Genomic DNA, 21,508 nt, shown 5'->3' on the forward strand with positions numbered 1-21,508 from the left:
TGCGCAGCCGTTACCGCAGAGCGCTCCGCATGTGAGCAGCGTGCTTACCACGGTTACGGCTTGACGGCGCCAAGTTGTTTCTTCGCGACCGGAACGTCAAGCCCGATATTGCCGGGGTCTGCGATAGACTTCGATCCGCTGCGCCACTGACGCGGGCTCATGCCGGTGACGCGGCGAAACTCGCGGTTGAAGTTCGACTTGGTCGAAAACCCGACATCGAACATGATGACCGTCGCCGGCCGGCTGGTTTCGCGAAGCTGCAGACATGCTTCCGCGATCCGGCGTCTGTTGACGAACTGCGAGATATTGAGGCCGGTTGCGCGGTTGATGGCAACCGACAGATCCCGCGCCGGCACGCCGGCCTTGCGGGCGAGTTTCGCTAGACTGAGGTTTTCGTCGCGGTAGAGACCGTCCCGATCCAAAGCCTCTGTCGCGCGCGCGACGAGACCCTCATCCTGTGGATTGGCCTCATTTGCCTTCCCGTTCGGCAGCGGGCCTTCTCCTGCTTCCGGCGCAAGATAGTAGATGCCGGTCACCACGAGAACGACGATGTTGATCGCCGTCAGGACAAGCGGAATGTCGTCCCTCCCGTTGAACGTTGTGTAGATCGAGAGGGCAGCATCGCTGACTGCGAAAAACAGCATCAGCGCGGCCGTCATTCTTGCGGCCCGCAGGGCGGGACGCATTCGCTGAAGGCTGGCTTCGACCATGAGATCGGAACCTTCCGAACGGGTCAGCCGCCAGAGGGCGACGCCGTAAAAGAGAAAGATCACCAGCAGGAGCGGATCGACCAGGATCGGTGCGAAGACGACCGAAGTGCCGACGCAAAACGGTGCGGCGAGGTGGCGCCAGGGTGCAGATCGCCCGCCGCCGGAAAGCGACTGGAAGGCGAGAAATGCGAGCGGCGGCATGACGGAGGCGGTGACCGGCTGAACCGGTGCGAGTGCCGTTATGCCGTAGCCGAAATGAAGGCCGACGACCAAGCCTTGAGCCGCATAGAGAACGACAAATGCGACGAAGTAGCGACGGCTTCCCGGCACGTCGACGCCTTTGAGGCTGTGATAGAGCGCAAGGGCAAAGACGATACCGACCAGAAACGGCAAAGGGATAGAGAGCACTGCAGTGACCCCGGCGGTAAATGGCCTGAAACATGTTTGAGGTCCGACCATATCACGATCGAGGTCGAAAGGCAGGCAGATACAGGCGCAAGGGTGGTGCCGTTCACAACCCCGATGGAGATTTCCATGGCCCTGCCCCTACCCCGCCTTCGCCTTGCAACCCTTGCCCTGATCGGTTTCGGCTATTCCGCAACCGCCTTGCCGGCCCTCGCCTTCGAGGCGGGAACCCAGTGGATCCAGATCAATCCGTCGCACCGAACCCAGCCCGAGAGGGTGCTGATCACCTATCCAGCAAAGGCCGACGGCGACCCTTATACGCTCGGTGCCGATGCTCTGTGGGTCGGCGTGCCTGCTCGCCGCAATGCCACGCCCGTGCAGGAGAAGTTTCCGCTGGTCATTCTGAGCCATGGCTCGGGCGGCAATGCAGCGGGGCTGGGCTGGCTTTCGACAGAACTCGCGCGCAACGGCTTCATCGTTGCGGCACCCAATCATATCCATTCGACCTCAGGCGATTCCATTCCGGTGGAAAGCTTCAAGATCTGGGAGCGGGCACAGGATGTTTCAGCCCTGATCGATACACTGACGACGAGCGCCACCTGGAGCGCGCTTGTCGACAAGGAGCGGATCGGCGGCATCGGCTTTTCGCTTGGGGGCAACACGATGATGCTGACCGCCGGTGTCCGCGCGTCGCTTCAGACCTTTGTCACCCATTGCGCGGAGGCAGGCGGCAGGGATGCGGGCTGCAACTGGTTTCAGAAGGGCGGGGTGGATTTTTCCCAAGTCGATCGGGAGGCATTCGAAGGTGGTTATGGCGACAAGCGCGTTTCAGCGGTGATTGCGGTCGATCCGGGTTTTGCCATGGCTTACCAGAACGAAAGTCTTGCCGGCATCGATAGACCAATGCTTTTCATCAACCTCGGCGAAGGCGACGGCATCATGTCCGGCACCAACGCCCAGTCGCTGACGGTCGATATTCCGGAGGCCAACTACGCGCTAGTTCCCGGCGCAAACCATTTCTCGTTCCTGAGCATCTGCAACGCGAATGGAGCAGAATTGCTGAAGCAGTATGAGGATGATCCGGTTTGCGATGAGGTGAGCGACATCCCACGCGAAAAGCTGCATCAGCAGATCTTCTTCAATATTGCCGTCTTTCTTCGCAGAACGCTGCTGGAACGCTAAGCGCTCAGCCGACGGCAGGACGGAGGCCTTCCGACAGGGCCTCCTTCACCGCGAGTTCCGCCATGACGAGCGTTGCTTCACGGGTTCTGGCGGCGGCGATAAAGCGGCCGTTGTGGCAGAAGGTAGCGCCTTCGACGCCGGATGCGGCTTCCAGGTCTGCATTGGTGAGGCCGGCCCATGCGGCGGGGAGATCGGCGCGCAGTTCGAAACCGTCATCGGCACGGCGGATGCCGGTGACGCACCAGTCCTTGTCGCGCGGGTGGACGACGAAGAGAAGCTGATCGGCGCCAGCCTTCAGGATGGCGGGGCGGAACGGCATGCCCATCGGCAATTCGAGGATGCGACCCTCGCCGGCCTTGGCAATGGCGTCCAGAACCAGCGTCTCTGCCCGCAGCTTTGCGGCGCGCTGCGAAATACCGGCTTCGACAAAGGCGCGGGCAATGACAAGCGCTGCATGGAAGGCGCGATCATCGGCGCCTTCGTCCTTTTCGTCGAAGGCGGGCTTCAGGGTTTCGAGAAGCGACGGCAGTGTCAGGCCGGCCATCGGACCTGCGACCGAGGGGCTGAGCGCGCCATTATCCATCAGGTCGATCGGCAGAACGAACTTGGTGTCGAAGGCTGCATGCAGCGCCTCGACATGGGCTTCCGGTACGCCGAAGGCGAGCAGGTAATCGCGGCCGTAGTGCTTCCAGATCAGGCCGAAGGAACTGAACGGCGCGCCGTCATCGCGCAAGGGCGCACCGCGCTGGTGATGATCGAAAATCTGCGCCTGCGCGTCGAAGGAGCCGCCGACGTCGTAGATGATGCGGTCGCCACCCGGCGTGATCCATTCGGGCGCCCGGCTGCGGACGATGCGTGCATCGGGGAACAGCCGCGTCAGGATGACACTGGACAGGAGTTCGTCGGCATGGAAGCCACCGGAATGGGTGACGAGATAATCTGGAGTCATGCCGCGATCAGCCTTTTCTTTCAATGGAAAGAATCAGATAGCCGGAGCGGAGGGCCTTCTCAAGCGCTGAGGTGTGGTTTCGGGAGAATGCGTCAGGAAATTGCAGTAATTTCGAGTTCATGACCGTTTACGGTCACGACATCGCCGACCGACTTGCCCAGAAGCGCACTTGCAACGGGAGAAACGTAGGAGATCGAACCTTCCTTCGGATCGGCCTCATCCTCGCCGACGATGCGATAAGCCTGCTCGCGGCCGTCGTCACGGCTGAAGCGCACCGTGTTGCCGAAGGCGACGACTTCAGTCGAAACCGGTGCAGGCACTAGCTGAGCGCTGTGCAGCCTCTCGGCGAAGTAGCGGAGGTCGCGCGCGGGACCTGCGGCCTGGCGGCGGCGCTCGTTGACGTCCTCAACCGTGTTGGCCGCGTCAAAAGCCTCCTTTGCGGTACGAAGCTGCGCCTCTAGCGCCTTCAGGCCGGCCTCGGTGACGAGGTTGGGATGCGACGAGATAGGCCTGTCCGGCAGCTGGGTTTCCGCTGCGGTTTCGGCACTTTCTTCCTTCACGAAGGCGACGCTCACGTGCGTGTTCCTTTCAACTGAGATGCGGCCTTACTTGGTCGCAAGTTGCTTCTTCAACGCATATAGGGCGTCGAGCGCATCGCGCGGGCTCATTTCGTCCGGATTGATGGCTTTCAGCGCTTCCTCGACCTTGGACGGACCGCGCTTCATCTCATCTTTCCTTACCGCCACCTGGAACAGCGGCAGATCGTCGATGAGCTGGCTTGCGGGGTTCTTGCGATCGCTGTCCTCAAGCTTGGTCAGCACATCTCGGGCACGGGCGACAACGCTGTCGGGCAGGCCGGCAAGCCGTGCGACCTGGATACCGTAGGAGCGATCGGCAGCACCGGGTCCGACTTCATGCAGGAAGATCACCTCGCCATCCCATTCCTTGACCTTCATCGTGGCATTGGAAAGGCGGTTGAGCTTTTCCGAGAGCACGGTGAGTTCGTGGAAATGGGTGGCGAACAGCCCACGGCAGCGGTTGCTTTCGTGCAGGTGCTCGACTGCGGCCCAGGCAATCGACAGGCCGTCGAAGGTTGCCGTGCCGCGGCCGATCTCATCAAGGATGACCAGCGAACGGTCCGTCGCCTGGTTGAGGATCGCGGCTGTCTCGACCATTTCGACCATGAAGGTGGAACGGCCGCGGGCAAGATCGTCGGAGGCTCCGACGCGGGAAAACAGGCGGTCGACGATGCCGATATGGGCGGACGCGGCAGGAACGAAGGACCCCATCTGAGCGAGGATGGCAATCAGCGCGTTCTGGCGCAGAAATGTCGATTTACCGCCCATGTTGGGGCCGGTCAGAAGCCAGAGGGCACCGAACTCGTCGGTTCCGGCGGGCGAGAGATCGCATTCGTTGGCGATGAACGGGCCTGATGACTGACGGCGCAGGGCCTGCTCGACGACCGGATGGCGGCCGCCTTCGATCGCGAACATGCGCGACGCATCGACCGCCGGGCGGCGGTAGTCCCACTCCTCGGCAAGCATCGCAAGGCCGGCTGCAACATCCACGATGGCAAGCGCGCGGGCGCCGGCCTTGATGGCTTCGGCTTCGGCGGTCACGGCCTCGACCATGAGACGGAAGGCTTCGAGCTCGATCGTCAGCGCCCGGTCGGCGGCGTTGGCGATGCGGCTTTCGAGATCGGCCAGCTCTGTTGTGGTGAAGCGCATCGCATTCGCCATGGTCTGGCGGTGGATGAAGCGCGCCTTGGCTTCCGGTGTATCGGTCATCGGGCCGGCATTTCCGGCGGTCACCTCGATGAAATAGCCGAGCACGTTGTTGTTCTTGATCTTGAGCGACTTGATACCGGTCTCTTCGGCATATTGCAGCTGCAGCCCGGCGATGACCCTGCGCGACTGATCGCGCAGTGCGCGGACCTCGTCCAGTTCGGCACGTGCACCATCCGCAAGAAAGCCGCCATCGCGCTTGAGGAGCGGAAGGTCTTGCGCAAGTGTGGTGCCAAGCAGGGTTTCGAGTTCCCCCGGCAGCATCTTCAGATCATCGAGCGCCTCCGACAGTTCCTGCGGCAGCATGGCGCCACTGAGGAAGCTGGCAACGCCACGCGCCGCTTCGAGACCGGCGAGGATCGCACCGAGATCACGCGGGCCGCCGCGATCGAGCGCCAGACGTGACAGGGCGCGCGGCATATCCGGCACGTGTTTCAGCGAGGAGCGCAGATCCGAACACAGGCCCGGCTCGTCCCCGAGGAAGGAGACCGAATCGAGCCTTCGGTTGATGCGGTCCGGATCCGTCAGCGGCGACATCAGCCGTTCGGCCAGAAGCCTTGCACCGCCGCCGGTGACGGTTCGGTCGATCGCTTTCAGGAGCGTGCCTTCGCGCTCGCCCGAGAGGGTTTTGGTCAGTTCCAGATTGCCGCGGGTGGCGGGGTCGATGAACAGCGTCGAGGCGCCGCTTTCACGCTCCGGCCGGCCGAGCGGCGGGCGCTCGGCCATCTGGGTCTTTTCCACATAGGCGATGGCAGCTGCGGCCGCTGCCATTTCAGCGCGCGAAAACGTGCCGAAGCCATCCAGCGTGCCGACGCCGAAATAGCGCGCGATGCGGCCTTCCGACGTGGCGCTGTCGAACAGGACCGAAGGCTGCGGCACAGCGACGCGGCCAAGCACGTCGAAGACCGGCTTCAGCTCCGCATCGTGGAACATCGTATCCGGCATGATCAGTTCGCGCGGCTCGATCCGCAGGATGTCGGCGAGCAGGCGCGACGGCTCGGTTTCCGCCAACCGGAATACGCCGGTGGAGATATCGATCCAGGCAAGCGCCATCAGCGGTTCGGCAGCACCCTTGATGCGGGCAAGCGTCATCAGGTAGTTGGATTCCGAGGCGACGAGCAGTTTCTCTTCGGTGATCGTGCCGGGCGTGACGAGCCGCACGACATCGCGTTTGACGACCGATTTGGAGCCGCGCTTCTTCGCTTCCGCCGGGTCTTCCACCTGTTCGCAGACGGCAACGCGAAAGCCGAGCATGATCAGCCGCTGCAGATAGTCATCCGCTGCATGCACGGGCACGCCGCACATCGGAATGTCCTGTCCCATATGCTGGCCGCGCCTCGTCAGCGTGATGCCGAGAGCCCGCGAGGCATCGATCGCATCCTCGAAGAACAGCTCGTAAAAATCGCCCATCCGATAGAACAGCAGCGATCCGGGATTGTTGGCCTTGATCTCGATGAACTGTTCCATCATCGGCGTTGCCGACGCGCGGCTTTCCTCCGAAGCCAGCTGGTCGGTCGTCAGGGCATCGAGCGTAGGTCTTTGAAAATGGGTCACGGCACCAATGTTTGTTGCGCAGATTTATTGTTGCGTCTGGAAAGAGGCGACACTATCGGTGATGACCCTTGAATTACAACATCCCCCGCGACCTCGAGGGGCGCTGCCCACAAAAAGCTGGAGAGGCCAATGCCTGCAAACGACAAGACGCCGGAAAAGAACACGCGCAACAGAGCGTCGGTGACCGAGCAGGAAGCGCTTGATTTCCACTCGCAGGGCCGCCCCGGCAAGCTCGAGATCACCCCGACAAAGCCGATGGCGACGCAGCGCGACCTATCGCTGGCCTATTCGCCTGGCGTCGCCGTGCCGGTTCTGGCGATCGCCGCCGACCCTTCCAAGGCCTATGACTATACGACGCGCGGCAACATGGTGGCCGTGATTTCCAACGGCACGGCAATCCTCGGTCTCGGCAATCTCGGTGCGCTGGCATCGAAGCCCGTCATGGAAGGCAAGTCTGTCCTGTTCAAGCGGTTTGCCGATGTGGACAGTATCGATCTCGAGGTCGATACGGAAAACGTAGACGAATTCATCAACTGCGTGCGCTATCTCGGCCCGTCCTTCGGCGGCATCAACCTTGAGGACATCAAGGCGCCGGAATGCTTCATCATCGAGAGCCGCCTGCGCGAGCTGATGGACATCCCGGTTTTCCATGACGACCAGCACGGCACGGCGATCATCGCCGCCGCCGGTCTCATCAACGCGCTGGAACTGACCGGCCGCGACCTCAAGACGACGAAGCTGGTGTGCAATGGCGCGGGCGCTGCCGCGATCGCCTGTATCGAGCTGATCAAGGCGATGGGCTTCAACCCTGCCAACATCATCCTCTGCGACACCAAGGGCGTGATCTACCAGGGGCGCACCGAGGGTATGAACCAGTGGAAGAGCGCCCACGCCGTCAAGTCCGACAGCCGGACGCTGGAAGAGGCCATGAAGGGTGCCGACGTGGTGTTCGGTCTTTCCCAGAAGGGTGCGTTTACCGAAACGATGATCCGCTCGATGGCGGACAAGCCGATCATTTTCGCGATGGCCAATCCCGATCCGGAAATCACGCCGGAAGAAGTGGCGCGCATCCGCGACGACGCGATCATGGCGACCGGCCGCTCGGACTATCCGAACCAGGTCAACAACGTGCTGGGCTTTCCCTACATCTTCCGCGGGGCGCTCGATGTGCGAGCCCGGCAGATCAACGATGCGATGAAGATTGCCGCCGCGCAGGCGCTGGCCGATCTAGCCCGCGAGGACGTGCCTGATGACGTGGCTGCCGCCTACCAGGGCAACCGCCCGCGTTTCGGGCCGCAATACATCATTCCCGTGCCGTTCGATCCGCGGCTGATCTCGGCCATTCCCGTCGCTGTCGCCAGAGCTGCGATGGAAAGCGGAGCAGCGCGCCGCGACATCACCGACCTTGACGCCTATGGTCGCGAGCTTTCCGCCCGCCGCGACCCGATCGCTGCAACGACGCAAGGGATCTACGACCGGGTTCGCCGCTTCCCCAAGCGCGTGGTGTTTGCCGAAGCCGAAGAAGAGCAGGTCATGCGGGCCGCGATCTCCTTCTGCAGCCAGGGTCTCGGCACCGCCATCCTGCTCGGTCGCGACGATGTGATCCGCGAGACGGCGGAAAAGGCCGGTATCGACCTCGAACGTCCCGGCATCGAGATCATCAACGCGCGCATTTCCAAGCGCGTCGATACCTATATCGACTTCCTCTACGCCCGCCTGCAGCGCCAGGGACTGCTTCTGCGTGACGTGCAGCGGCTGATCCACCACGACCGCAACCATTTTGCCGCGACCATGGTGGCCGTGGGCGATGCGGATGCGATGGTAACCGGCACGACGCGCAATTATGCGACCGCTCTTTCCGACGTGCGCCGCTGCATCGACGACAAGCCCGGACACAGGGTGATCGGCGTGTCGATCGTGGTGGCCCGCGGCCGGACGATCTTCGTGGCCGATACCGCCGTGCACGACATGCCGACTGCCGAGCAGATCGCCGACATCGCCGTGGAAGCCGCGCGCGTCGCCAAGCGCATGGGTTACGAGCCGCGCGTGGCGCTGCTTGCCTATTCCACCTTCGGCCAGCCGATCGGCGAACGGTCGGAGCGGGTCCGCGAGGCGGTGAAGATCCTCGACGGACGCCGGGTGGATTTCGAGTATGACGGCGAGATGGGTGCCGACGTAGCGCTCAATGCCAGCCGCATGGAGCAGTATCCGTTCTGCCGCCTCTCCGGCACGGCCAACGTGCTTGTCATGCCGGCCATTCATTCGGCCTCGATTGCGACCCGCATGTTGCAGGAAATCGGTGCATCGACGCTGATCGGACCGCTTCTGGTCGGTTTGGACAAATCGGTGCAGATCACCCAGATGGGTGCGAAGGACTCCGAAATCGTCAACATGGCGGCCATCGCCGCCTATAACGCGGGGTCCTGAGAGACCCCGCGCCGACGCATTTGTTGAAAGCTTCAGCCGATCGGATTAGGATGTTTCATCTGGTCCGATCGGAGTTCCCGTTTCATGAAGACCGTCAGCATTCAGGAAGCCGAAGAAAACCTGTCGCAGCTTGTCGAAGAAGCCGCGAACGGGGAGCCGTTCGTGATCGCCAGGGCGGGCAAGCCGCTGGTGACGGTGGTTGCTGTCGATGAGGCGGCCGCACCCGAGGTGACCGGGCCCAGGAAACGGCGGATCGGATTCCTTAAAGGTCAGTTCTTCATTCCGGAAGACATGGATAAGGCGCTGGACGAAGAGATCGAGGATCTGTTCTACGGCGCACGCGATTGAGGCTGTTGCCGGATTCCCATCTTCTGATCTGGCTTGTCGCCGCGTCCGAACGCTTGCCATCCTCGGTGCACGACATGGTGGGTCGCTACTGCGGACCGACCAGGCTCCAAATCTAGAGCGCTCTAGTTCGCGAAGCGACCGGCGTCGGCGCCGAAGTAGTTGATGTAGCGGCCGGAGATCGATGCGATCGGTAGCACGATCAGCACATCCGTGGTGTTGAAAGCCTGATCGACGACGGCTCCCATTCCGATCATGGCGCCGAGGCGAAGGTAGCCCTTGACCAGCGGTGGCATGGCGGAAAGCGCTTGGCGCGGATTGATCGCCTCGGCCGGCATCAGATCCATGTTGCGATTGAGATCAGGCAATGCGTGGACCATCCACTCGTCCTTCACCAGCGCATTGTGATGGAGGAAGGACAGCGCCAGCGCGTGTTCTTCCGGACGCACGCCGGGGAAAGAGGCGCAGCCGAACATGGCATTGACACCATGCTTCAGCGCATAGGCCCAGTTGCCCTGCCAGAGCAGTTCGACGGTGCGTTTGGTGCGGTATTCGGGCAGCACGCAGGAGCGGCCGAGTTCCATGAACTGCTTGTCGGGATGGCGGGCGAGAAGTGGCGCGATATCGAACTCGGACGTCGAATAAAACCCGCCATTCGCCTCAGCGACGCTCTGGCGCAGAAGCCGGTAGGTTCCGACGATCTGGTCTTCGATTTCACCGTCTATCGCGTTGTCGACGACAAGCAGATGGTCGCAGATCGCATCGTAGCTATCGATATCCCGTCGAAGCCGCATCGCCTCGGGCTCAATCGTGGCGCCCATCTCCTCGACGAAGACGCGGTAGCGCACGGCCTGGGCGGCATCGATTTCGCGCAGGTTGCGGGCAAGCCGCGTTTCCAGCGTGCCGATGCGGCCGAACACATCGCTACCAACGCGGCTATTTGCCGGATCAGCAGCCGGGGCCTGCTTTGTCTCAGAGGTCAATGTGCGGTTCAGGAGTTCGATAGCCATGGTGATTCTTCCCGTACCGGTTGGATCACCCGCGTTTAAACATGCATCTGCAACAAGAGCGTGACAGATATCGTCACAATAGGAAGTGGTGCAAGGCCCGTCAACGCGACTGTCAGGACGTGCTGGAAGCCTGCGCAAAAAGGCGCAATTCCTCAATCAGAACAGCCGGATCGAGCGGCTTCTGAAGTACTTTGCAGGCGCCCTTATCGATGACTTTGCGCCGCGCCTCGCCGCGGCTTTCGGCTGTCAGCACCATGACGGGAACCGGCTGCAGCGCGGTTCTGGAGGCGGCAGAGATGAGATCCATGATGTTGCCGCCGGGCATATGCATGTCGCAGAGAACGACATCCGGACGGCTTTCGCCAAGGGCTTCGATGAGACTTCCGAAATCCTCCACGGAACGAACCGTGTGCCCTGCCTTGCGCAGAACCGCGGCGACCAGAAGCGCACTGACGGGATCGTCTTCCCCGAGAAGAATGTCGAGGGCCTGACCGGTTTCCCGCTTGCGATCGACCGAGTTTGAATTTTCAGGTGCCGGCACGTCCATTACCGGGCGGTCGCGGGCGCCAAAACCACGCATGCGGCCACTCAGGACATCGACCAGCGATTTTTCGCGCAGTGGCCGGATCAGCCAGGCATCGAAATATTCCTGGGGTTGCGACGCCCTTTCCTCCGGATTGACCAGTAGAATACGGTGCAGCGGCGCGTGCGACGGTTCCCACGCGTAGTCGGAGGCCAGTCGGTGATCGACGATGAGATCGGTATAGGGCGAGCCTGTCGCTTTGGCCCGATCGATCAACAGCTGCACCTGGGCGGGATCGGACACATGCCTCCCACGGCCGCCGAGTGTTTCGATGCTGGAGACGGTCGCAAAGGCGGCCGGACCATCTGGCGCGAGCAGAAGCACGCGAGAGCCAAACAGCGAGCGGTTGCGAACGGCAGCACCGGCCGGCGCATCCTCGGCGAGATGCATGGGATAGCGGATGGTGAAGACGCTGCCATTGCCCTTGCGGCTGGAGACCGACAGCGAGCCGCCGAATTCGGCCAGGATGCGCGAGGCGATGCCGAGGCCGAGACCTGTGCCGCCGCTGCGCGTTTCCGCTGATCCTGCCTGTTCGAACGCACCGAAGATTCGGGTCTGCTCTTCCTCGGTCATGCCCGGGCCGGTATCGGCAACAGAAATCGCCACGGTCTCGTTCTCGATGAAGGCTCGAACCAGCACGCCGCCTGTGGTCGTGAACTTGACGGCGTTGCCGATGACGTTGAACAGAACCTGGCGAATGCGGGCAGGATCGAAGTCGAGAAGCTCCGGCACGGCGGCGGATACGGTGGCGGCGATCTCGATCCGTTTGCCATGGGCGCGGGGAGCGAGCATTTCCACGACACCTTCGATCAGCTGGCGCAGATCCGCTGCACGGTTGTTGAGACGGAACCGGCCGGCCTCCAGCGTGGAATGATCCAGCAGATCTTCGACCAGTTGAGCCAGGGCGTAGCCGGACTGGCGGATACCGCTCAAGTAATTCTGCTGCTCCGCCGTCAGCTTCGTCTGACCCAAGAGGTGGGTCATCCCAAGAATGCCGTTCAGTGGCGTTCGTAGCTCATGGACGACGTTGGCGATCTGCGGAGAGCCCGAGACGTCGGCAGCAATGGCCTGTGGGCGGCGCCATTTGAGGATTTTCGTGAAGAGTGCGCGAAGAGCGCCTGGATGTCTCTGGACGTTCGCCGCGACCGGCTGCTCCGGCGTGCGGGGCACTCCATTCCATGCGGCGTCGTCAGACCCGTCCTTCGGCGCGAGCGACGTGAAGGCCTGTGAGATACGGTTCTGTATTTCGGCGATGTCGCGCATACGGAAAGATTACCCGAGGTTTCCTTCCGAAGTCTTAGATCAATCCGGTAAAATTATGCCAATCGCTCGATTTCACAATTATCCGTCGAGCAAAATTACTTCTGCTCGTCTACGGATGCCGCCGCTTTGGGACCGAACAGCTCGTCGACAATGACGAGACCTGCACCGACGCTGATAAAACTGTCCGCGAGATTGAACACGGCAAACGACCAGGTGGCGGTGTGAAACAGGATGTAATCCACCACGTGCCCGTAAACGATGCCATCGATCAGGTTCCCGATCGCACCGGCGATGATCATCGCATAGCCGAGATGGGCAAAGGGCCGGTCCTTGGGCGTGCGGCGCCAGAGCCACAGCACGAAGGCGACGATGACGAGGCGCATGCCGATGATGAACTCCCTCTCCATGCCGGACAGAAGCGAGAAGGCTACGCCCATATTATAGGTGCGGTAGAGCGCCAGAAACGGAATGACCGGCACCATCTGCTCGAGCGGCAGCGAATTCTCGACGGCGATCTTGATCGCCTGGTCGAGTAGCACGGCAATGATGATGAAGATGACCGCACTGATCGGTCGAGACAGGAAACCAACGCGAGCGGTCATTATTTATCCTCCAGCGTCAGCAGATGGCGGCGGGCTTCAAACAGCATGACTGCCGTCGCGACCGCGAGATTGAGCGAGTCCGCCCTGCCCTGCTGCGGAATTTTGACTGTGCGATCGGCGGCGCGGGCAAGGCTGTCTGGCAGGCCGGACTGCTCGTTGCCCATCAGGAGAACGACCGGTTTGCGGGTATAGTCCGCCGTGCGATAATCGACGGCGCCGGCCAGATGGGTGGCGACGACGCTGACGCCCGCTCCCTTTTGCCAGCTTAAGAATTCTTCCGCAGAGCAGCGGATGACCGGCATTGCGAAAATCGAGCCCATCGTGGCGCGCACTGTTTCCAGCGAGAACGGGTCGGTGCTTTCCCCGACCAGAAGCACGGCGGAGGCGCCGGCGGCATCGGCCGTGCGAATGATCGTGCCGAGATTGCCCGGATCGCGGACGCGGTCGAGCGCGACGAATGTCTGGTCAGCCTGAGGCTTCAGATCGGCAAGCCGTGCCCAGCGCTGCTCGAAAATACCGACCACCATCTGCGGATTGTCGCGGCGCGTGATCGACGACAGGACCTTTTCGCTGACCTCGAGAACGAGGCCGCCATCGGCGACGGTCTTTGCTGCGACCTGTTCGACCAGCGGCTTGGCTTTGGCAGCCTTGGCATAGACGAGCGTGCGGATCGTCCAGCCCAGTTCCAGCGCATCGATGACCAGTTTCAGCCCCTCCGCCATGAAGGCACCGGCTTCTTCCCGGTGCTTCTTGTCGGTGAGAAGCTTGATGTCCTTGATGATGGGGTTGGCGAGCGAGGTGACTTCTTTCACCTGCCCGACGCGCCGTGGCCCGTTTCTGTGAAAATTATCGCTCATGCGGGTACCCAACGGCTGAAAAGAGAGGTGGAAAGCGCGCGGCCACGGACTTTGCCGTCAAGGCCCGCTTCCCGGATGACGAGTTCGCCCGATTCCACAACGCCATCTGCGCCGCGCATGGTTTCGCGCATCAGTTCATGGATGGAATAGAAGCTGGCGCGGATCGAATAGGCCGTCAGCACCAACCCGACCGCCTTGGGCGACAGGAGCTGCCGGCAGACATCGAGCATCAGCGGCAAATGGTCGAACAGATGCCAGACCTCGCCATTCGGACCGCGGCCGAATTTCGGCGGGTCGGTGAGAATGATATCGTAGGTGTTGCCGCGGCGTTCCTCGCGCAGGATGAACTTCATCGCGTCTTCGCAGATCCAGCGGATCGGTGCCTTTTCGAGACGCGACAAGGCCTGGTTTTCGCGACCCCAGCCGATCGCCTTTTTCGACGCATCGACATGGGTGACCTCGGCACCGGCGGCAGCCGCCACCAGCGACGCGACGCCCGTATAGCCGAACAGGTTGAGCACTTTCAGCGTGCGTCCGGCCTTGGCGGCTTCCTCGACGCGATCCTTCATCCACGCCCAGTGGACGATCTGTTCCGGAAATACGCCGACATGGCGAAATGCGGTGAAGCGGCCGTGGAAATCGATGCCGAGAAGGGCGAGAGGCCAGGTTTCGCCGAGCGTCTGCGCCGGAAAGCGCCAACGGCCCATGCCGTCTTCATCCGTGTCGCCGGTGAAGATCGCGTCGGCATTTTCCCAGATGTCGTCGGCAAGCGTCGGCTGCCACAGGGCCTGGGCTTCCGGGCGCACGACGCGGTAATCGCCGTATTGCTCAAGCTTCAGGCCGCGGCCGGTGTCGATCAGGTGGAAATCGCCGGCGCCGGACGATTCCAGAATGATCGGCACGCGTTCGGCTGGCAGATCGCCGCTGCGGGCAAGAAGCGGACGCGTTTCGACCGGTACGTGCGGTTGTGCCTGTGGTCTGTCAGGACGGCGCGACTGGGTGGTTTGGGCTTCGGCCCGACCTTCCGAGCGCGCAGCCTGGGGGCCGGTCGACCTGGTACGGGTTGCGGCAACGGCCGGACGGCTGCCCGCTTCGCTGCGGCGCTTGTCCGGGCTTTTGGCAGGCGACTTGGCCGCGCCCTTGGCTGCTGGCTTCTCCGGGCGCTTGCCGGTCGGCCGCCTTTCCTTGTTCATCACTGCGATCATCCGCTCGGGTTCTTGTCTTTCGCAGCAGATAGCATCTGTGCCGCGTTCTTCAAAGCCGGCAATAGCGTCAGATCTGTTTTCGCTCGCTTCGACGCCTATCTAATCAGCGAAACGGGAGATCGAGATGGATATCGAAGGGCAGGAACGGATCGCGGCGCCGCGGGATATCGTGTGGCGCGCGCTGAACGATGCCGAAACCATCCGCCAGTGCATTCCCGGTTGCGAGCGGCTGGAGTGGATTTCGGACAACGAACTTGCCGCCAGCATCAAGGTTCGCTTCAGCCTGATCTCGCTTGGCCTTGCCGGCACGATCACGCTTTCGAACATCGATGCGGGAGAAAGCTACACGCTCTCCGCCGAGGGCCAGGGAAGCATTGCGGGCTTTGCCAAGGGCGCGGCTGACGTGCGGCTTGAGGAAGACGGGACTGAGACCGTGCTGCATTACATCGCGCGTGCGCAAACCGGAGGACGGATCTCGCAGCTCGGATCCAAGCTCGTGCGGTCGACAACCGAAAAGCTGGCAGCGAAATTCTTTGCGGATTTCAACGCAGCGGTCATCGCCAAGACGGCGGAGGCCAGAACCGAGGGGCTCTGACCGCGGGTCGTTATCTGGCTGGAAGCGCGGCGTTGCTGGCCGGGGCGGGAACAATGGCCTGGTTGGCCGGAACGACTGACGGCGACGGCTTGACCGCGGCAGTGTTCTCCTTTTGCAGACGGACGGCTTCGCGAGCTTCAATCCGGGCCTGTCTGCGATGCTTGCCCTGGCTCCACCAGGTCACGAACGAGCCAAGCGCCATGCCGAACAGGAGCGCCAGCAGTACCAGCAGGAACAGCGGTGCCGTCAGCGACAGGACGCTGTCTTCCGGACGGAAGGGATTGAGTGCGAGCGTGACGCTTTGACGGTTGGCGACGGCCAGCACGATCAAAACGATGCCGAGGGGCACAAAGATCACGAGGCTCACGATCCTCTTGAACTTGGTCATGGTTTTCTCCCGGCAAGTGACAATCAAACGAAGGATCGCCGGTCATCGCTGCCGGCGTCCAGTGCAGAATAGAGGGCGGCGTCATGCTTTCAAGTGTGATGCCCGACCTTCGACGCGATCAATCGTCCTCGTCGGCAAGATCCGGGTTGAGGCGCTCGCGCAATTCCTTGCCCGTTTTGAAGAACGGCACCCATTTTTCCTCGACAAAGACGCTTTCGCCTGTGCGCGGATTGCGGCCGGAACGCGACGGGCGGTTCTTCACCGAAAACGCGCCGAAGCCACGCAGCTCGACCCGGTTTCCGCCGGCGAGAGCATCAGTGATCTCGTCGAGGACCGCATTGACGATATTCTCGACGTCACGATGGTAGAGATGCGGATTGCGCGCTGCAACGATCTGCACCAGTTCAGATTTGATCACTTCTGCCCCCTGAAAAAAGTTAGGTGCCCCCTGAAAAAATTAGGCTTTCAGTCGCTTCCAACCTGCCAAACGGAAACCAGACCGTCAAGGAACAACTTGTCGGAGCCGAAGATCCGAAGCGCTGCCGGGGAAAGCTGGTCGCCCAGTCCGGTCATGCGGAAAAACTGCGACACAGCGCTGGCGAACCAGAATGAGGAGGAGGACTTGCCATCCTTCCACTCGACCTCGGGCAGGCTTTTGGCCACGCCGCGGGTCTCCAGATAGGCACGGACCTCGTCTTCGCCGCCGAGTTCATCGACCAGCTTGACGGCAAGCGCCTGACGGCCGGTGAAGATCGTGCCGTCAGCGAGTTTGAGAACCTCATCGCGCGGCATGTTGCGGCGATCGGCGACAAGGTCGACGAACCAGGCATAGCTGTCCATCACCATGTTGCGGATCATCGTCTTGGCTTCTTCGCTGGCAGGATGGAAGGGCGACGGTTCGGCCTTGAGCGGTGCGGACTTGATCTCCTCCAGCGACACGCCGATCTTTTTCAGGGCTTCATCGACCTGCGGATACTGGAAGATGACGCCGATCGAGCCGGTGATGGAGCTTTCGCCGGCGACGATATGATCGCCAGCAGACGCAATCATGTAGCCTGCGGATGCGGCAAGGGTGCGGACCTGCGAGACGACGGGCTTGGTTTGCGCGATATGGCGGATGGCCTTGAAGATGCGCTCGCCGCCATAGGTCGTTCCGCCCGGAGAATTGATCGAGACGATGAGCGCTTTTGCCTGGCTGCTTTCGGCGATCTTCTCCAATCGCTCCAGCAATTCCCTGTCGTCGAGGATCATGCCTGAGATATCGACGCGAGCGACGTGCGCGACCGCGGAGTTGCCACTGGTGCCGACCGTGACCCGATACAGCGCGAAACCGATACCGACGAGAAACACGAGGGCCGCAACCCGCCAGAAACTCAGTTTCCGACGCAACTGGCGCCGTTCAGCAATCCCCATCTGATCCATTCTCAATCCTCAAAGCGAGCCAGCCCAAATAGGGTCCGGCTTATTGTTTCAAGCGGGCATATCACGTTTTTATGTTGTCCATTATTGTTTGTTGAACGATAAAAACCATATTGAGGCCGCAGGTGAACAACTAGCGCCGCTTCCGTCGATCTCAACGCGGGCGGCCCTGTCATCTTTACGACAAATCTTGCCGGAAAGGACCGGACGAGCAGAATGCTGCAGCATATCCGCAACCCAGCCCTGGCCGGCGCTTCCCGCGCGGTCGGGCAGTCGCCCGACGATATCTATCAGTCGGCACTTGCCCATTCCGCAAGGGTGCGCAAGCTCAAGATATTCCTGCCGATCAGTGCAGCCATCATCTCCGCCGCCTTTATCGGGGTGGCGATCGTGCGCGCCTATCTGCCGGAAAACCTGTCGATCGAAAGCGCGCGCATCGAAAATGGCAAGATCGTCATGGAACGGCCCGCGATTTCCGGCCGCAACAGCGACGGCATCAGCTATTCGATGATTGCCAACCGTGCATTGCAGGATATTCAGAACCCGAACATGATCAGCCTCGAAAACGTCAAGGCCGCCGTGCCGATCAATGACGAGGTCGTTGCGCGTGTCACGGCCGCCGGAGCCGACTTCGATCGTGGCGCCGACAAGCTGGATCTGACCAAACCATTCGACGTTAATTTATCCAACGGGATTACTGCGCGCTTCCAATCCGCCCGCCTCGATATACCGGGTGGATTGATGGATACGCCGGACCCGGTCAAAATCTCCATGGACGCGGGTTCCATTGTTGCGAACTCCCTGAAGATAACGGATAAGGGACACACAATCACCCTGATCGGCAAGGTTCAGGTCGACCTCGACCCTGCCCGCATCCGCAACCAAGGCAAATAGGGCACGGCCGCAATGACGAATCGACTCTTTCGTATCTCTTCCGCCGTGATGGCCACCGGACTCGTGTTCGGCCTTGCCTTCAGCGCGACCGCCCAGACCACCAGCAGCAAGATGGAAGGCTTGAAGCTTTCCAACGATGCGCCGATCCAGATCCAGAGCGACCAGCTGGAAATCAAGGATCAGGAAAAACGTGCCTTCTTCACCGGCAATGTGCAGGTGGTGCAGGGTACGACCACGATGAAGGCCGGCAAGATGACCGTGCTTTACAAAGGTGAAGGCGCTTCGGTGACCTCCGGCAGCACCGACATCGACAAGATCTTTCTCGACGACACCGTTTTCCTCACCTCGGGCACTCAGCAGGCGACCGCCGAAAAGGGCGAGTTCGACATGACCTCGCAGACCTTCGTGCTTTCCGGCAAGCAAGTCGTGCTTTCCGAAGGCGCCAACGTGTTTCGCGGCTGCAAGCTGACCGTGCAGATGGCGACCGGACAGGCGAAGCTCGATTCCTGCGGTGGCCGCGTGGAAATCATGCTCGACCCGAAGTCGCGACCTAAGCAATAGAAATCCAAGCCCTTGAAAATACCTTTCCTCTCCAACCGGTCTGCCGACCGGTCGCCCGTGACCGAACCTTTCATTGCACGCGACAAGGCGCGCTATGAGGGTACGCTGGTGGCGCATGGTCTTTCCAAGACCTATGACACGCGGCGCGTGGTGAACGGCGTATCGCTGGTCGTTCGCAAGGGCGAGGCTGTCGGCCTGCTCGGACCGAACGGCGCCGGCAAGACGACGTGTTTCTACATGATCACCGGGCTTGTGCCTGTCGATGAGGGCATGATTGCCATCAATGGCAACGAGGTGACGCATATGCCGATGTATCGGCGTGCACGTCTCGGCGTCGGCTACCTGCCGCAGGAAGCCTCGATCTTTCGCGGACTGTCCGTCGAAGACAATATAAGGGCGGTTCTCGAAGTTCACGAACCGAACCGCGACAAGCGCGAAGCGAAGCTCGACGAGTTGCTGGAAGAATTCCATATCAGCCAGTTGCGCAAGTCCGCGGCTGTCGCGTTGTCGGGTGGCGAACGGCGTCGCCTCGAGATCGCCCGCGCGCTGGCGACCGACCCTGCCTTCATGCTGCTGGACGAGCCGTTTGCCGGTGTCGACCCGATTTCCGTTTCCGACATCCAGAACCTGGTTCGCCACTTGACGGCGCGCGGTATCGGGGTACTGATAACGGATCACAACGTTCGCGAAACGTTGGGTCTCATCGACCGCGCCTACATTATTCACGCAGGCGAAGTCCTGACGCATGGCAGGGCCGACGATATCGTCAACAATCCGGATGTTCGTCGTCTTTACCTTGGCGACAAGTTCAGCCTCTGAGGCCAGAAAGAATCCACTTTCCCGCTTCGTGCCGCTTGACCAAATCTATCAAAAAAGCAATTCTTGTGCCAGTTGAAGGATGGCGCCGATAATCTCGGTGTCTTCCTCTCGACTATCGTGCGATGACCGCATGATTTTAAGGAGATCACGGGAGTTTCGCGTCCGCCATGGGGTTATCTGCCAGTCTTTTTCTGCGACAGAGCCAATCGCTGGTGATGACACCGCAGCTGATGCAGTCCATTCAACTGCTGCAGATGACGCATTTTGAACTCAACCAGTTCATCGCGCAGGAAGTCGAGAAAAATCCGCTGCTCGAAATAGCGGCAGGCGACGGCGATGGTGATGCGGATTTAGGCGGGCTTGATCCCCGCGATCTGGAGTTTTCCGGTTCGCGCGAGGATGACGGACCGTTCGAAGGCCAATCGGCGGCGCAAGCCGATGTCGGCTCCCTCGACTGGTATGAGAGCGCAACCCGCGACGGCACGGCCAAGCTTGGCGATCACCTCGATGCCAGCCTTGAAAACGTGTTTCCCGACGACGCACCGGCACAGCGGCCGGACGCGCCCGAACTTCTCGGCCAGTGGAAATCGATGCCCGGCGGCGATGCCGGCGAGGACTACGACCTCGACGATTTCGTTGCGGGTCAGGTGACCCTGCGCGATCATCTCGGACAACAGCTGCCTTTCGTGGTGACCACCCCGGGCGACCGGTTGATCGCCCAGGACCTGCTCGACCAGTTGGACGATGCCGGCTATTTCCAGGGCGACATCGAAGAGGTCGCGGCCCGTCTCGGCAAGGCGCCGGAGGCGGTAGAGGCCGTTCTCATTCAGCTGCAAACCTTCGATCCACCCGGGGTATTTTGCCGTAGCCTGAGCGAATGCCTGGCGATCCAGCTGCGCCAGAACGACCGGCTGGACCCGGCCATGGCAGCGCTGATCGATCACCTCGATCTTCTCGCCAAGCGTGACTTTGCGTCTCTGCGCAAGATCTGCGGCGTGGACGACGAAGATCTGATCGACATGATGGCTGAAATCCGCAAGCTCAACCCGAAGCCGGGTGCAGGCTTCGAGGGCGGGTTCTCGCAGTCTATCTCACCTGATGTCGTGGTCCGGCCATCGCTTGATGGTGGATGGAACGTCGAACTCAATCCCGATACCCTGCCGCGCGTTCTGGTCAACCAGACCTATTTCAACACGGTCTCCAAACACTGCCCGAAGAACGGCGAAGATCACAATTTTCTGTCGGACTGCATGCAGACGGCGAACTGGCTCGCCCGCAGCCTCGACCAGCGCGCCAAGACGATCATGAAAGTGGCAAGCGAGATCGTACGCCAGCAGGATGCCTTCCTGCTGCACGGCGTCGATCACCTGCGACCGCTCAACCTGAAGACGGTGGCAGAGGCCATCAAGATGCACGAATCCACCGTCAGCCGCGTCACCTCCAACAAGTATGTGCTGACGCCACGCGGCCTGTTCGAACTGAAATACTTCTTCACAGTGTCGATCGGCTCGGCGGAAGAAGGTGGAGACACCCATTCGGCCGAATCGGTGCGGCATCGCATCCGGTTGTTGATTTCTCAGGAGCTGCCGAGTGCCGTCCTGTCGGATGACGACATTGTCATCAGCCTCAAACAGGGCGGTGTCGAACTTGCGCGCCGGACGGTGGCGAAATATCGCGAGGCGATGAACATTCCGTCATCGGTGCAACGCAGGCGGGAAAAGCGCGCCATCGCGAAACTGGCAGCGTTCTAGCCTCACATATCGAGGGCAGTCATAGGCGACCCGGTATTCGCCACACGTGCCGCACAGATTGACATTCCGTTAATGGCAGTTTAGAGACCCGCCGCAACCTGACCGGGCGACACGGGATCTAAACCAATTCCCAAACCAATTTGGCCCTGCCATTCGTGAACCGCTTGGATCAAGAGGCCGGTTGGCGTAGACTGGAACATGCAAG

20 protein-coding genes are annotated in these 21,508 nt (G+C 61.3%); 8 read left to right on the plus strand and 12 right to left on the minus strand.

Translation table 11 applies throughout. The annotated features are described in order from the left end of the window. Positions 1-53: 53 nt before the first annotated feature. Positions 54-1,118 carry an AraC family transcriptional regulator gene (locus ASG19_RS04940; protein ID WP_162238119.1) on the minus strand — a complete coding sequence of 355 codons (1,065 nt, stop codon included), beginning with the start codon at positions 1,116-1,118 and terminating at the stop codon, positions 54-56. Between the two features lie 126 nt (positions 1,119-1,244). Here ASG19_RS04940 and ASG19_RS04945 point away from each other — a divergent pair, with 126 nt between their 5' ends. Next, positions 1,245-2,297, plus strand: coding sequence for a dienelactone hydrolase (locus ASG19_RS04945; RefSeq protein ID WP_162238120.1), 1,053 nt, complete (start codon positions 1,245-1,247; stop codon positions 2,295-2,297). A 4-nt stretch (positions 2,298-2,301) separates the two neighbouring features. Here the strand turns inward: ASG19_RS04945 and ASG19_RS04950 are convergent, their stop codons facing one another. The 3 genes from ASG19_RS04950 to mutS form a co-directional block, all read right to left on the minus strand. Further along, positions 2,302-3,246, minus strand: a complete 945-nt coding sequence (locus ASG19_RS04950; RefSeq protein WP_062454918.1) for an MYG1 family protein — start codon at positions 3,244-3,246, stop codon at positions 2,302-2,304. Positions 3,247-3,338: 92 nt separating this feature from the next. Continuing rightward, the gene (greA, locus tag ASG19_RS04955; protein ID WP_062454013.1) at positions 3,339-3,821 is read right to left on the minus strand and encodes a transcription elongation factor GreA; all 483 of its coding nucleotides are present in this window, start codon (positions 3,819-3,821) and stop codon (positions 3,339-3,341) included. Positions 3,822-3,851: 30 nt separating this feature from the next. After that, positions 3,852-6,500, minus strand: coding sequence for a DNA mismatch repair protein MutS (gene mutS / locus ASG19_RS04960; RefSeq protein WP_082476245.1), 2,649 nt, complete (start codon positions 6,498-6,500; stop codon positions 3,852-3,854). Positions 6,501-6,713: 213 nt separating this feature from the next. On the opposite strand from mutS, the gene ASG19_RS04965 reads away from it, so the two are divergent. Next, on the plus strand, positions 6,714-9,011 hold the full coding sequence (locus tag ASG19_RS04965) for an NADP-dependent malic enzyme (RefSeq protein WP_062454015.1): 2,298 nt from the start codon (positions 6,714-6,716) through the stop codon (positions 9,009-9,011). An 84-nt stretch (positions 9,012-9,095) separates the two neighbouring features. Beyond that, positions 9,096-9,359 (plus strand): type II toxin-antitoxin system prevent-host-death family antitoxin, encoded by a 264-nt coding sequence (locus ASG19_RS04970; RefSeq protein WP_062454016.1) that lies wholly within the window; start codon positions 9,096-9,098, stop codon positions 9,357-9,359. Between the two features lie 122 nt (positions 9,360-9,481). On the opposite strand, the gene ASG19_RS04975 is transcribed toward ASG19_RS04970, so the two are convergent. The 5 genes from ASG19_RS04975 to ASG19_RS04995 all read right to left on the minus strand — a co-directional run bounded on the left by ASG19_RS04975 (position 9,482) and on the right by ASG19_RS04995 (position 14,876). Continuing rightward, positions 9,482-10,366, minus strand: coding sequence for a GNAT family N-acetyltransferase (locus ASG19_RS04975; protein WP_062454017.1), 885 nt, complete (start codon positions 10,364-10,366; stop codon positions 9,482-9,484). A gap of 112 nt (positions 10,367-10,478) precedes the next feature. Next, the gene (locus ASG19_RS04980; protein WP_062454018.1) at positions 10,479-12,212 is read right to left on the minus strand and encodes an ATP-binding protein; all 1,734 of its coding nucleotides are present in this window, start codon (positions 12,210-12,212) and stop codon (positions 10,479-10,481) included. A gap of 95 nt (positions 12,213-12,307) precedes the next feature. Continuing rightward, the gene (gene lspA / locus ASG19_RS04985) at positions 12,308-12,814 is read right to left on the minus strand and encodes a signal peptidase II (protein ID WP_062454019.1); all 507 of its coding nucleotides are present in this window, start codon (positions 12,812-12,814) and stop codon (positions 12,308-12,310) included. Then, complete coding sequence (locus ASG19_RS04990; RefSeq protein ID WP_062454020.1) at positions 12,814-13,671, minus strand: RNA methyltransferase; 858 nt, start codon at positions 13,669-13,671, stop codon at positions 12,814-12,816. The genes lspA and ASG19_RS04990 overlap by 1 nt, the downstream gene beginning before the upstream one ends. Next, on the minus strand, positions 13,668-14,876 hold the full coding sequence (locus ASG19_RS04995; RefSeq protein ID WP_156466407.1) for a class I SAM-dependent methyltransferase: 1,209 nt from the start codon (positions 14,874-14,876) through the stop codon (positions 13,668-13,670). The genes ASG19_RS04990 and ASG19_RS04995 overlap by 4 nt, the downstream gene beginning before the upstream one ends. Positions 14,877-15,000: 124 nt before the next feature. Between ASG19_RS04995 and ASG19_RS05000 the strand changes: the two genes are divergently transcribed. Beyond that, positions 15,001-15,471, plus strand: coding sequence for a carbon monoxide dehydrogenase subunit G (locus ASG19_RS05000; protein ID WP_062454021.1), 471 nt, complete (start codon positions 15,001-15,003; stop codon positions 15,469-15,471). Positions 15,472-15,481: 10 nt separating this feature from the next. On the opposite strand, the gene ASG19_RS05005 is transcribed toward ASG19_RS05000, so the two are convergent. From ASG19_RS05005 to sppA, 3 genes are all read right to left on the minus strand, one after another. Beyond that, a complete protein-coding gene (locus tag ASG19_RS05005; protein WP_062454022.1) occupies positions 15,482-15,859 on the minus strand; it encodes a lipopolysaccharide assembly protein LapA domain-containing protein in 378 nt (125 codons plus the stop codon). A 118-nt stretch (positions 15,860-15,977) separates the two neighbouring features. Then, positions 15,978-16,277: an integration host factor subunit beta gene (locus ASG19_RS05010; RefSeq protein ID WP_062454023.1), complete on the minus strand. Its 300-nt coding sequence runs from the start codon at positions 16,275-16,277 to the stop codon at positions 15,978-15,980. Between the two features lie 47 nt (positions 16,278-16,324). After that, positions 16,325-17,281: a signal peptide peptidase SppA gene (gene sppA, locus ASG19_RS05015; RefSeq protein ID WP_062454024.1), complete on the minus strand. Its 957-nt coding sequence runs from the start codon at positions 17,279-17,281 to the stop codon at positions 16,325-16,327. Positions 17,282-17,494: 213 nt separating this feature from the next. Between sppA and lptC the strand changes: the two genes are divergently transcribed. The 4 genes from lptC (at position 17,495) to rpoN (ending at position 21,303) form a co-directional block, all read left to right on the plus strand. Next, positions 17,495-18,172, plus strand: a complete 678-nt coding sequence (lptC, locus tag ASG19_RS05020) for an LPS export ABC transporter periplasmic protein LptC (protein WP_062454025.1) — start codon at positions 17,495-17,497, stop codon at positions 18,170-18,172. A gap of 12 nt (positions 18,173-18,184) precedes the next feature. Next, positions 18,185-18,733 carry an LptA/OstA family protein gene (locus ASG19_RS05025; protein WP_062454026.1) on the plus strand — a complete coding sequence of 183 codons (549 nt, stop codon included), beginning with the start codon at positions 18,185-18,187 and terminating at the stop codon, positions 18,731-18,733. 57 nt (positions 18,734-18,790) lie between these two features. Continuing rightward, complete coding sequence (gene lptB / locus ASG19_RS05030) at positions 18,791-19,552, plus strand: LPS export ABC transporter ATP-binding protein (RefSeq protein ID WP_062454922.1); 762 nt, start codon at positions 18,791-18,793, stop codon at positions 19,550-19,552. 167 nt (positions 19,553-19,719) lie between these two features. After that, positions 19,720-21,303: an RNA polymerase factor sigma-54 gene (gene rpoN, locus ASG19_RS05035; protein WP_062454027.1), complete on the plus strand. Its 1,584-nt coding sequence runs from the start codon at positions 19,720-19,722 to the stop codon at positions 21,301-21,303. Positions 21,304-21,508: the final 205 nt, after the last annotated feature.

Source organism: Rhizobium sp. Leaf306, assembly GCF_001423425.1.
In the GTDB taxonomy this organism is placed as follows: domain Bacteria; phylum Pseudomonadota; class Alphaproteobacteria; order Rhizobiales; family Rhizobiaceae; genus Neorhizobium; species Neorhizobium soli.